Source organism: Siccirubricoccus sp. G192 (assembly GCF_019084075.1).
Lineage (GTDB): Bacteria > Pseudomonadota > Alphaproteobacteria > Acetobacterales > Acetobacteraceae > G192.
On sequence record NZ_JAHREN010000001.1, the window covers coordinates 1,137,292 to 1,149,282 of the forward strand.

Annotated in this window: 13 protein-coding genes; 2 read left to right on the top strand and 11 right to left on the bottom strand. The window is 70.9% G+C overall.

The genetic code is table 11. From position 1 onward, the window contains the following. Positions 1-42: 42 nt before the first annotated feature. The 11 genes from KSF81_RS05440 to KSF81_RS05490 all read right to left on the bottom strand — a co-directional run bounded on the left by KSF81_RS05440 (position 43) and on the right by KSF81_RS05490 (position 7,605). Positions 43-465 (bottom strand): hypothetical protein, encoded by a 423-nt coding sequence (locus KSF81_RS05440; protein WP_217378114.1) that lies wholly within the window; start codon positions 463-465, stop codon positions 43-45. Positions 466-582: 117 nt separating this feature from the next. After that, on the bottom strand, positions 583-798 hold the full coding sequence (locus tag KSF81_RS05445; RefSeq protein ID WP_217378115.1) for a hypothetical protein: 216 nt from the start codon (positions 796-798) through the stop codon (positions 583-585). Positions 799-935: 137 nt separating this feature from the next. Next, on the bottom strand, positions 936-1,142 hold the full coding sequence (locus tag KSF81_RS05450; protein ID WP_217378116.1) for a hypothetical protein: 207 nt from the start codon (positions 1,140-1,142) through the stop codon (positions 936-938). A 45-nt stretch (positions 1,143-1,187) separates the two neighbouring features. Further along, complete coding sequence (gene tnpC / locus KSF81_RS05455; RefSeq protein WP_217377329.1) at positions 1,188-2,783, bottom strand: IS66 family transposase; 1,596 nt, start codon at positions 2,781-2,783, stop codon at positions 1,188-1,190. Between the two features lie 13 nt (positions 2,784-2,796). Next, complete coding sequence (gene tnpB, locus KSF81_RS05460; protein WP_217377503.1) at positions 2,797-3,153, bottom strand: IS66 family insertion sequence element accessory protein TnpB; 357 nt, start codon at positions 3,151-3,153, stop codon at positions 2,797-2,799. Next, positions 3,150-3,575, bottom strand: a complete 426-nt coding sequence (gene tnpA, locus KSF81_RS05465; protein ID WP_217377504.1) for an IS66-like element accessory protein TnpA — start codon at positions 3,573-3,575, stop codon at positions 3,150-3,152. Before tnpA ends, tnpB begins: the two co-directional genes overlap by 4 nt. Before the next feature lie 254 nt (positions 3,576-3,829). Then, positions 3,830-4,174, bottom strand: a complete 345-nt coding sequence (locus KSF81_RS05470) for a hypothetical protein (protein WP_217378117.1) — start codon at positions 4,172-4,174, stop codon at positions 3,830-3,832. Between the two features lie 371 nt (positions 4,175-4,545). Beyond that, on the bottom strand, positions 4,546-5,592 hold the full coding sequence (locus tag KSF81_RS05475; protein WP_217378118.1) for a methyltransferase: 1,047 nt from the start codon (positions 5,590-5,592) through the stop codon (positions 4,546-4,548). 4 nt (positions 5,593-5,596) lie between these two features. Beyond that, on the bottom strand, positions 5,597-6,466 hold the full coding sequence (locus KSF81_RS05480) for a tripartite tricarboxylate transporter substrate binding protein (RefSeq protein ID WP_217378119.1): 870 nt from the start codon (positions 6,464-6,466) through the stop codon (positions 5,597-5,599). Positions 6,467-6,555: 89 nt separating this feature from the next. Then, the gene (locus tag KSF81_RS05485) at positions 6,556-7,143 is read right to left on the bottom strand and encodes a MarR family winged helix-turn-helix transcriptional regulator (RefSeq protein WP_217378120.1); all 588 of its coding nucleotides are present in this window, start codon (positions 7,141-7,143) and stop codon (positions 6,556-6,558) included. 303 nt (positions 7,144-7,446) lie between these two features. Beyond that, the gene (locus KSF81_RS05490; protein WP_217378121.1) at positions 7,447-7,605 is read right to left on the bottom strand and encodes a hypothetical protein; all 159 of its coding nucleotides are present in this window, start codon (positions 7,603-7,605) and stop codon (positions 7,447-7,449) included. A 1,728-nt stretch (positions 7,606-9,333) separates the two neighbouring features. On the opposite strand from KSF81_RS05490, the gene KSF81_RS05495 reads away from it, so the two are divergent. Both KSF81_RS05495 and KSF81_RS31115 read left to right on the top strand, forming a co-directional pair. Beyond that, complete coding sequence (locus tag KSF81_RS05495) at positions 9,334-9,651, top strand: hypothetical protein (protein WP_217378122.1); 318 nt, start codon at positions 9,334-9,336, stop codon at positions 9,649-9,651. A 523-nt stretch (positions 9,652-10,174) separates the two neighbouring features. Further along, positions 10,175-11,953: a PAS domain-containing protein gene (locus KSF81_RS31115; protein WP_309139480.1), complete on the top strand. Its 1,779-nt coding sequence runs from the start codon at positions 10,175-10,177 to the stop codon at positions 11,951-11,953. Positions 11,954-11,991 lie beyond the last annotated feature (38 nt).

The following is an 11,991-nucleotide window of genomic DNA, read 5'->3' on the forward strand; positions in this document are numbered from 1 at the left end:
CGGCCACCGTGTGGTGGCATCACTGCCCGGCCCCACCACACCTTAGTGACCGGCGAAGCTCAGCATCAGTGCGGCGGCAAGCGCGGCCCCGATCAGAATCAGCATGGCAGTCCCATGCCGGGATGGTTGACGGTTGTCCGATGCTTGCGGCATTGGTGGATCGGTCGAGGGGCCGACACTGCCGCGCGCCGGCAGCAGCATCACTAGCCGTTCCGCGATGATGGTAGCATCCGGAAGGGACCAGATGCTGGCCGGCATTAGGGCTATGATCCGAGCCAGTCCGTCAACCGCGGCCAGCCGCGGCAAATGCGCCAAGCGCCCTGCCTCCTGCCACGGGTCCATCTCCAGGCGCGCAAGGGTCGAGAGCACGCTCAGCGCCATCCCGCTCGCCTCGACGCCGACCTCAGCGAACAAGAACCCATTCAGGTCTGAACGCTGCAATGCGTATGCGTCAGTGTTTAGCATGATACGCTTCCGGGAGACATCGGCGTCCAACGGGAAAGCGATGTTCCCGAATAGCGCCGCCTTCCATTAAAACCTCACGAGCCATGCACTTCATCCCCTTTCTGGTCGGTCATGCGGCTACCGACGAAACGCCGCCTGCTGAGGCTCCATGGCTCGGGAGGACGCGGCGGTATGCTCGATCTGCGAATGCAGATGCCGGAAGTTCCGGCTTTGCTCGCGATGGTCGAGATCGGCGGTGGCGCTGTCGGCAGCCGCCTCCGCGGCCGCGGCAAGCCGGCCCCAGCGTCGGCGGTATTGAATCTTGCCGAGGAATACCCTCATCATCCCAAACATGCTGTGCCCTCTCCGGCGGGTACGGTAAAGCGCCACGTGAACTGTCCTGGTATTTGGCATCTACGAGATGGTAGAATTGCCAGGTTTCGCCACGGATAGGCGCCGACCGCCTCGGCAGTGGCTCGCGGCTACCTGGTTCAGCCGCCGTCGGCCGCCTGCGCCTCGGCCAGCTCTCGTGGGTCGACGGGGATCGCTTGGGTGAATGCGCCGGTGCGGGACGCCTGGCGCATGATGGTGGTCGAGACTCGGCGATAGGCTGGGAAGGAAAGCCCCTCGATGAGCTCCTCCTCGGTCTCGACGGCATAGGTCCCGGCGGGCTGCGGTTCCTCCCATCCCTTCAGCAAGAAGGTAAGCGCGGCGACGAGGCCCGTGTGGCTCGCGTTTGACGGTCAGCCGTTGTGGTTGGGCGCCCAGCACCACGGCATGAGCTCGTCGATGCGGCCGTTGGGCCAGCCGTTCACGAGGCGGGTCAGCACGTCAGTGAAGTAGCGCTGCGGGTCGACGCCGTTCAGCTTGCAGGTCTCGACCAGGGAGGCCACGGCCGCCCATCTTGCCCCGCCATCGTCGCCGGAGGCGAATAACGCGTTCTTTCGGCTGAGACAGATCGGCCGAATGGCGCGTTCCACGGTGTTGTTGTCGAGCTCGATCCTGCCGTCATCCAGGAACCGCACCAAGCCGTCGCGATGGTTCAGCGCGTAGCGGATGGCCCCCGCGGTGGGGCTGCCGCCGGGCAGGCGTGCCAGTTGCTCCGAGAGCCAGGCGAACAGCGCCTCGACGAGGGGACGGCTCTGTTCCTGCCGGCCCACTCGACGGAGGTCAGGTGGCTTGCCGCGCAGCTCCGTCTCGACCGCGTAGAGGGCAGCGATGCGCTTCAACGTCTCCTGGGCGATCGGCGCGGTCTTGCCCCTCGCCAGTTCGATGAATTCCCGCCGCACATGGCTCCAGCAGAATGCCAGCGTGATGCCGCCATCCGCCGCGGCCAGCGTTTTGTACGCACCGTAGCCGTCGCATTGTAGGATGCCCTGGTAGCCGGCCAGCAGTGCTTTTGCATGCTCGGCGCCGCGGCCCGGCGCGTAGTGGAACACCACCGCCGGCGGGTCCACTCCGCCCCAGGGCCGATCGTCGCGCGCGATCGCCCAGGCATAGCCCTTTTTCGTCTTGCCGCGTCCTGGGTCGAGGACCGGCATGGTGGTCTCGTCGGCGAACAGCCGCAACGAGCCGAGCAGGATCTCGCGCATCCGCCGGACCACGGGGACGATCTCCGTCGCACCCGTGCCGGCCCAGTCGGCGAGCACCTCGCGGCCGATCTCGATCCCCTGCCGCGCCAGGATCTGCGACTGGCGATAAAGCGGCAGGTGGTCGGCGTAGCGGGAGACCAGCACATGCGCGACCGTTGCCTCGGTCGGCATGCCCCCCTCAATCAGGCGGGCCGGCGCGGGCTCCTGCATGACCACGCCGGGGCAGGCGCGACACGCCAGCTTCGGCCGCTTCGTCACGACGACGCGGAACTGGGCGGGGATCACGTCCAGCCGCCTGGCGGTGTCGCTGCCGATCTCGACCAGCGGGCCCTGGCAGCAGGGGCAGGTCGTCGCCTCCGGCGCCAGCACCTGCTCGACCCGTGGCAGATGCGCCGGCAGGCCGCCGCGGCCCTCGCGGCGACGCTTGGTCTGGTTATCGCGCAGCGTCGGAGACCGCTTGCCCGCCTCGGCCGCGTTGCCAGCCAGCGTCGCCTCGATCTCCTCGAACGCGAACAGCAACTGCTCCTCCGGGAGACGCTCGGACTTCGTGCCGAACTGACGGCGCTTGAGCTTCAGCAGCAGGTGCTGCAGGCGCTCATTCTGGCTCGCCAGTGCATCACGCTCGGCGGTAATGCTCCCAAGCTCGGTGCTGAGCGTGTCGCACCTCGCCAGCGTCTCGATCAGCAGCGCGCGCAGCGTCGCAGCATCCTCCGGCAGGCTCGGCGTGTCGTCATCCGCGGCGCGCATCGTGCCGCCGATTCTATGCAGGGACGCTCGGCGTGGGAATCTCCCGCGTGGCCTGGACGCGTCGCCAATCAATGCCGTCGAACAGCGCGGCGAACTCCACCGGCGTCAGGCGGACCACGCCGTCCACGATCACCGGCCAGCGGAACGTGGAGGCCTCCAGTTGCTTCCAGACGAGGACCAGGCCGCTGCCGTCCCAAAGCAGGATCTTGATCCGGTCGGCGCGCCGCGACCGGAACACCAGCACCGCGCCCGTAAAGGGATCGGCGCCCAGCACCTCGACGGCGAGCGCGGCCAAGCTGTGCGCGCCCTTGCGGAAGTCGACCGGCTTGGTGGCCAGCAGGATCCGCGCCCCGGCGGGCGGCGCGATCATGCCGCTGACGCTCGAATGGCCCGCAACACCGCCGTCAGCAGGTCGACGTCAGTGCCGGGCGTGACGCGCAGAACCGCGCCGGCCACCCCCACCTCGATTGATGGTGGCGCAGGCAATGGCAGAGCCGCCTCGGGCGCACGCACCGGCGTCTCCGCCACGACCGGCACGAAGCTCAGCGGCGCCACCGCCGCGCGCCGCATCTCCCGACGCCACGTGAACACCTGCTGCGAACTGACCTGCCAGCGTCGCGCCACATCGGCCACCACCGTGCCCGGCCGCAGCGTCTCCGCCACGATCCGCGCCTTGTCGTCCTCAGACCACTTCCGCCGTCGGCCAGGCCCGGTCAGAACCTCTACACGCCGATAGCCGCCGTCCTTCGCGTCATCGTTAATGTCGACCATAATGTCGGCCCGAAGCCCCATGCTCCACGCCGAACCAGCACATCTACCCACCCCGCAGGAAGACGGGCCTCGACGCCGCGCTTACACAAGAAGGGGCGCCTGAAAACCATATCCTCGCAGCGCGTCCGGTTCAGCACGGAAAATCTCCCTCGGTATGAGTCAACGCAACACAGCACTGCACCGTGGACCGCAGCGCCCGTGCGCGATCAAGGCGCACGGGGTGCGGTTGGATTTGCGATAAGGCGAAGCAGCAAGCTCGAGCCCATGTGGCCAGATCAGGTCGAGAGTTTTCCGGAGCAAGCGTAGACGACTTCTGAATCGGCGATGGTCGAGCCGGGCATGGTCGCCCACTTCCGGGCGAGCTCGCTCCGTCCCTGCCAGTCAAGCGATGCCGTGCTGGGCACCGCTGCTCGGGCCCGCTCCGCGCAGAACATGGCCTGTTGCTCGACGATGCCAGCTCGCGCCGCGGTCTGTGCGGTGCTGGTCCGAACCTGGAACCCAGCGAAGCTCGAGATAAATGGCCCTGCGACTAGGCCGATGGCCAGTCCGATAGCGATGGGCTTAGCCGTGGCCCATTTTGCCGCAGCCGTCTCGCGCATGGTCGCTGTGTGGCTGCTCATATATCCATCCTCCCGCGCCGGAGCCAAACAGATTCGGCTGCCTCCCCGAAACGGAGTGGCTGCTTTATTTGTGCTACATTTTCCGGCCGACGCATCAGGGAGATATGGTGACGCCCATATTGATGTTCATTGGACCTCACGCAAATACTCGAAAAGTGATTTGCGATGGATAGCCTTGTCGTTTCGGGCCAACAATACGGTGGGTCGGCTCCTCACCTCGGGGGCCGGATCCTCGGGTTCATCGAGGAACTGGTCGAGCAGGAGCTGGAGGCGGCACTTGGGCGCGGGTGCTACGGGCGCGGCGGGGCCACGGCGGTGGGGCACCGGCCGCGGCGGCTGACGGGCAGCTTCGGGCGATCCCGGCGGCATCATCAGGCTCCGCCGGCGGGAGCCGCCTCGAGCACGTCGGTGTCGGCGGTCGCGGGCAGCACGCGGCGGAGCGCCAGCCCGGCGGCCGCGAGCAGGACGCGGTACTCCTCCTCGGTCCGCTCGCGGCCGCTGACCAGGACCAGCATGTTCAGGTCGAGCATCTTGGCGCGGGACGGCGCGTCCCCAGGCGGGACCACGGCCTCGACCAGCAGCAGCCGGGCGTGCGCCGGCATGGCGGCCCGGACGTTGCCCAGGAGGCGCGCGGCCTCGCTATCGTCCCAGTCGTGCACGATCCGCTGCATAAGGTAGAGATCCCCGCCTGCTGGCACCGTCTCGAAGAAGTCGCCCGCCTCGACGCGGCTTCGCTCGGCGAGGCCCGCGGCGGCAAGCGCCGCGCACCCGGCTTCGGCAACCTGGGGCAGCTCGAACAGCACGCCCTGCGCTCCAGGGTTGGCGCGCAGCACCGCGGCGAGCAGGGCGCCGTGGCCGCCGCCAATGTCCACCACCATGCCGACGCCGCCCAGGTCGCCGAGCGCGGCGACGACGGTTGCCGCGGCGCGGGCGCTGCCCCCGCCCATGCCGGCGTGGAAGCGCGCGGCGGCCTCGGGATAGCGGGCGAGGTGGTCGAAGAGGCGGGCGCCGAACACCGCCTCGAAGGCGGAGCGGCCGGTGGCGATGCTGTGGTCGAGCGCGCCCCAGGCCCGCCAGTACTCCGGCTCGCCGAGGCGGGCGACGAAGTCGCGGAGCGAGCCCGGCACGTCGCCGCGCAGCAGCTCGCCCATCGGGGTGAGCCGGTAGCGGCCCACCGCATCGGAGGCAAGCACGCCGAGGCCCGCCAGCGCCCGCAGCAGCCGACGCAGCGCGTCGGGGTGCGCGCCTGTCGCGGCGGCGAGCTCGGCCGGGGTACGTGGGCCGTCGCGCAGCCCGTCGGCCAGGCCGAACCGCGCCGCCACCTGCACCGCGCGCGCGGCCCAGAAACCGTTGGCAAGCCGCGTCAACGCTGCGGCGGGACCGTCGGGATCATCGCGGCTCATCGGCGTGTCCCCCATCGGCTCAGGCCGGTGGCCTGGCGCCGAACTCGCGCGCCAGCACGGCCCAGCGGGCGCGGCTCTCGGTGAGCTCCGCCGTGTACGCCGCGGGCGTCGAGCCCCGCGGGGCCATGCCGGCGGCGCGAAAGCGCTCCGCCGTCGCGGGCTCCGCCAGGACGGCGCGGGTCTGCGCCGACAGCGCGTCGCGGGTCGCGTCCGGCATGCCGCGCCACCCAAACAGCCCGAGCAGGCCGGTGATGCGGAAGCCCGGCATGCCCGCCTCGGCGGTGGTGGGCAGGTCGGGCGCGGCCGGCGCCCGCTCGGGCCCGGTGGCGACGAGCAGGCGCGTGCGCCCCTCGCGCCCCAGCGGCAGCGCCGGAGCGAGCGGGGTCAGCGCTGCGTGGATGCGCCCGGCCGCGAGGTCGAGCAGCGCCGGCGGCGCGCCGCGGTAGGAGACGTAGGCCATGTCGATCCCGGCGTCGCGGAGGAAGGCGCGGAACGCGAGGTAAGGGGTACCGGGCGAGGCAAACCAGTTCAGCGCTCCCGGCCGCGCCCGCGCGAGCGCCACCAGCTCCTCCAGGGTGCGCACCGGCAGGCCGGAACCGACCGAGACGGCGAAGAGGTCGTCAGCGACGACCGAGATTGGCACGAAGTCGGCGTCCGGATCATAGGGCACCCGCCCGTGCATCAGCGGCGCCACGGTCAGCACGTCGCTGAAGGTGAAGAACACCGCCTCGCCGGGCGGGGACCTGACGAAGGCGTCGGCGGCGATGATCCCGTCGGCGCCGCCGCGGGCCTCCACCGCAATCGGATGGCCGCGGCGGCGCGCCAGGACCTCCGCGAGGAGGCGCGCCGCCACGTCCGGGGCGGAGCCGACGGCGGCGGGGTGGATCATGCGGGCCGGCCGCGCCCCGTCCGCGGGCGGGGTCGGTGGCTGAGCGCGCGCCGGCCGCCGTGCGAGAGCCGAGACCGCCGCCGCTGCGGTCAGCCTAAGGGCGGCCCGCCGGGTACAGGGGGTGAAGGTGGCCATGGCGCGTCTCCTTCGGGCTCGGGGAGGGCGGTGCCGCGCGGCCGGCGCCGCGGCGGGCGGCGGGCGGCGCCGGGCCGGGCGTGGGCCTCGTTCGCCTCGACGATGCGGACGAGCAGGGCGAGGAAGGTCGCGGCCTCCTCCGGCGACAGGGCGTCGAGGACGCGCGCCTGCACGCCGGCGATGGCCGATGTCAGCCGGTCGCGCAGCAGCGCGGCGCCGGTAGCGGTGAGGAAAAGGGCATTGGTACGGCGGTTGGCGGGCGAGGGGCGCCGCTCGACCAGGCCGAGGGCCTGGAGATCGTCGACCATCTGGGCGGTCGAGGTCTGATCGCGGCCGAGCGCGGCGGCGAGGCTCCGCTGGTCGATGCCCGGCTCGCGGCTCAGGACGACGAAGACGCCGGTGTGACGCATCTCCAGGCCGAAAGGCCGCATCGCCTCATGCCCGATCGCCTGGCAGACCTGAAAGAAGCGCCGGGCCAGGTGCGTCGGGGCTCGGTAGGCGGGAGGGATGCCGCGCAGGGTAGGGGAGACCTCGTCGGGCATGGCGGGGACATTTTCCAAAATACTTATTCTGAGAATTCTTACACCAATTTGGTTTGTAACCGCCAATCACTGCTCTGTGGGTGGCAGAGCGGCGCGCAGCCAATACGACCCACATCGCCGGCGCCCCGCTACTCGGCGCGCTGGCGCTGACCCGCAGCCCGCCGCGAACGACCGCCGGCCGGTGAAGGTCAGCGGGCACCAGCCAGCCACCCGGGCAGGGCTGCCACCGCTGCACGGCGAGCCAGGCTTCCAGGCCGTCGAAACTGTCATGGGCGTGGGATGCGGAGCGGGCCTCGGCCTCAGTCATGGCAGGATGCGCACTGCCGCGGCGAGCAACGCCACCGCCGCGACGGCCAGGGCGAGGCGCAAGGCAACGGTCTGCCTCCCGACGGTGATGATGATGCCGGCCAGCGCCAGCGCGCAGGCGGCGATAGTGACCACCAGCCAGCTTGCGTTGGTCATGGCGCGCTCACTATCGCGGCGAAGATCGTCACCAGCCCCATGACGGCCACGCTAACATTACAGTTGCCTTTGCCCGCGAGGGCGACAAGTGCCTTTGGTTCGCGCGTATCAGTGCGCGGGCCGCCGGACCAAGCTGCCGGAGAATAGGTGAGCACGGCGACCACTGTTTGTGGATTAAGGCCGCCCAGAAATGCGCCTCATAGGAGGCGATTGCTCCTTGGATCCAGCAGCTTGCGGCCTCTTGAACCAGCGCCATGGGGATGCCCCTGTCCTGCGCGATCTTCGCCGCGAAGGCCTGCTGGGCGGCGCTCGGCCCGGGTGTCGCCTTGCCTCGGCGCGCTGGCCATCGGGCCGCTTCGGCGCATGCCGGTCGAGGAAGCCGCGGCAGATCTCCGCCGACTTCGTGTAGCCGGACGGCGGCTTGGTTTTCAGGCGTGCAGCCAGACCCTCGACGAACTTCCGCATCGCCGGGCTCGGCAGCCGGGCGGCACCGGGCTGGGCAGCGCTGCCGGGAAGGCCAGTTGCCAGGGTGCCCTGCCCCGTGTTCCTCGCGGCAATGCTGACCAGGCGCTCGATGATGCGCGAGGCCTGATCGCATATCGCGTCGATCGCCCCCCAGGCGTGGACACGCCCGGCGACTGCACCGCGTTGCCCGAGGCGCGACCCGGGACCATAACCGGGCACGGGAGGATGCGGGCATGCAGGGGAGGAACGGCGGCGCAGACGATCCGGTGGAGGCTGCGGCGGACCTCGCCCGCGAGGTCGCGCCCGACCTTGATGGTGTCCTCGTCACGATCTACCCCGATCCTGACACCCTGGACACGATCCGCCCCGGCGACGCCGATGTGGAGACGGCGAACGCGGTCGCCAGGGCCGTTGCCGAGGTGATGTTGGAGGCGGGCGTCGAGGTATTCGTCCAGCGCGCCGACCGCGGCGCGTTCCGGCGCTGGCTCGCCGGGCGCGAGGACAGACCGGAGATGCGCCGGACCTGGGTCGATCGCGGCCGCCTGCTCCGGGGTGCCGCCGCGTTGCGGGCACTCGGCCTGACGGTCCCGCGGCCTCAGCCGCCAGCACGCTTCCCGCCTGCTCCCGGACCGACGGCAGACCGGCTGCTTGCCGCCTACGAGGACCGCGCGAGCGGAGAGTTCGGCGCCCTGGCGGGCGCCCTGATCGAAGCGGGCCGAGACGACGTGCTCGACCTCGCGGTCCGAAAGGTCCGCGCGCGGCAGAGCGACGAGAACGCGGCCGAGCTGTGGACCGACATGCTCGCGACCGCCGGGCGAGCGGCGGTCGGCCCCTCCGGATGGGCCGAGCTGGTCGCGTTGCCGGTGGCGCTCGTGCCCGGCGCGGTCCCGGATGCCGTGGCGCTGGCGGACGGGCTGATCGCTTCCGGTGGCCTCGCTCCGGAGGAGGAGCTACGCGCCCTGCCAGGCTGGCGGTCGCCTGATGCCGTAGCAGAGTTGTCGCCCATGGCCATGCGCCGCGTCCTGCTCGACCTTGTGGCTGATCGGGAGCCGCGGGACCTGCCGCCGGGCGACACCGACGAGCTGGCGCGCCGCGGCTTCGGGGTGCTGGTCGGCCTCCGGGTGGACTGGAGCATTCCCATCTGGGATGTCATCGAGGCCGAGGGGGGGACTTCCCGAGGAGGACGAGACGCCGGAGGAACGCGGCCGGGCCAAGGCCCTCGATCGCTGGCGAAGCCGCGCCGCCGCACAGCACGGAGGCTGCGTGCCGCTGGACCTGGTGCCGCTGTCCGAGGTCGGCGGCGCGATCGCCGACTTCCTGGACGAGGCGGGCGGCCAGGTGGAGGGGGCCGCCGAAATCCGGGAGTTCATCGAGCTTGCCCGGCGCGAGGCCGGAGGCCTGGACGTGGTGTGCCGCCCCGAGATCATCGGCGAAGCCCTGGAACTCACCATCTACACAGTCGAGGGGCGCTTCCTGGACAGCCTGACCCTGCCTCCGGACCGGCTACCCGCGACGGCCGAGGCCATGCTCGGGCTCGTCGGCACCTTCGTTCGGCTCGTGCGGGATGTGCCGGGCCGCTGACCTCGCAGGGTGCGGCTTTGTGCCCCGACTCTCAGTTGCGCTGGCGCCGGAGGAAGGTCGGGACATCAAGCGCCTCCTTGCTGGCCGCCATGCCGCCTGGCTTGCCGGCATCGCCCGGAACGGCGACGAGCTTGGCTGGCATCGCCAGGGTAGGGGCCAGCGGCTGCGCTGGTGGAGGGGGCACGGCCGGCGGAGCGGGAAGCGCGCGGCCGGCACCGGGCTTCCTCTGCCCCGCCGTCGGCTCCAGGGGGGTCGATGCCGGTGGCCACGACCGAAACGCGGATGCGGCCTGCCATCTCCGCCTCGAAGGCATCGTGTTGCATCGGTCGACGGTATGAACGCGTCGATCCCTGCCTCGTGCGGGGTCATGTGATCCGGATGTACTCCGGCCGCCCGAGATCCAGCATCCGGTTCAGGACGTTGGTGGCGATGGCTATTTCGGTTGCTTGTCGCCCGTTCGTTTGCGAGCTCAGCCTCTATCTCTCGCCGGAGTTGCAGCTCCTTCCTGGCAGTGCGGGCTGACGTGCCAGGCAGCGCTGAAACCGGCGGCAGCCCGGAAGCCGAGCTCAAGGCGGAGATCGCACGCCTGAGGCTCCTGCTGGACGAGGCTGGGGTGGATGCGGCGGGACAGCGGCACGACGGACCGGCACCCAGCTACGACTGTCCCTTCTACGCCGCCTTCGAGCGCACCCGCATGCCGATGGTGGTCACCGATCCCGCCCTGCCGGACAACCCCATTATCTTCGCCAACGGCGCCTTCCTCGAGCTGACCGGCTATGCCGAGGCGGAGGTGCTTGGGCGCAACTGTCGCTTCCTGCAGGGGCCGGCGACGGATCCGGGGGCGGTGGCCGAGATCAGGCAGGCCATCGCGGCGGGCGAGGATGTCACGACCGAGCTTCTGAACTACCGCCGGGATGGCTCGGCCTTCTGGAACCGCCTGTTCATCAGCCCGGTCCGCGATCCGGACGGCCACATCCGCCATTTCTTCGCCTCGCAGGTCGACGTGACGCGCCGGCAGGATGCCGAACGCGCAGAAGCGGAGCTACGGCGTCTCAACGAGACGCTCGAGCAGCGAGTGGCCGAGGCCGTGGCGGACCGTGAGCAAGCGATGGCCCAACTGGCGCAGGCACAGAAGCTGGAGGCCCTGGGCCAACTCGCCGGCGGGGTGGCGCACGACTTCAACAACGTCCTGCAGGCAATCACCGGCGGTGCCAGGATGATCCTACGGCGCGGCAGTGATGCTCCGGCCGTACGGCGCTTCGCCGGCATGGTGCTGGAGGCGGCCGACCGCGGCATCTCGGTGACGCGCCGGCTGCTGGCCTTCGCACGCCGGGATGCGCTCCGCGCCGATGCCCGCGAGCACCGGGTGGTGGTGCGGCCGATCGAGGTCAATGCCAGCGAGTGGGACTGCTCCCTGGAGCCCGATCGGGCGAGCGCCGACGGCCTGGCGCTGCGGCTGGGGCTGGGGCTGGTGGCCGGCCTTGCCGCGGAGGACGGCAAGGCCGTGGCCAAGGCCCGGCGGGCCGGCAATGGCGCGCCTTTCGCCTCGGTCGAGGAGGTCGCCCGGCGAGCCGGCGTCGGGCGGCCCGCGCTACAGGCCCTGGCGGCCGCGGATGCCTTCACCGGTCTCGGCTCACCACGCCGGACCGCCTTGTGGGCGGCTGCCGCGATGGAGCGGCGGACTGCGGACACCCTGCCGCTGTTCCGTGCCGCTGAGAGCGACCCGCCGCTGATCCTCGAGCCGGACCCCAGGCTGCCAGTCGAGCGGGAAGGGGAGGCGGTGGTGGAGGACTATGGCGCCACCGGCCTGACGCTGCGCGTGCATCCGCTGGCCCTGCTGCGGCCAGAGCTGGACCGGTTCCACCTCGCTGATACACGGCAGCTCGCCACTCTGCGCCAGGGTGGCTGGATCCGGCTTCCTGGCCTGGTGCTGATGCGTCAGCGCCCGGGCACCGCCAAGGGCATCGTCTTTGTCACCCTCGAGGATGAGCACGGCCAGGCCAACATCGTGGTCTATGCCCAGATTGGCGAGCGCGACCGGGCGGCGCTCCTCGGGGCACGGCTACTGGTCGTGGAGGGGCGGGTCGAGCGGCAGACCGAAGGCGCCGAGGTGCCGATCCTCCATGTCATCGCCCGGCGGCTGCTCGACCGCTCGGACCTGCTGGACGGGCTGCGGCGGAGCCATGCCGGCGAAGCAGCCTGGGCGGAGAGGGGGCTGGGGCGCGCTGACGCGGTGCCGCGGCTGGATCCGGGCTCGGCCGCGCCGCGGCCGGTCCTCGGCAAGAGCCGGGACTTCCGGTGAGGGCGGCGGAGCGACAATCCTCCACCGGAGACGGCTGG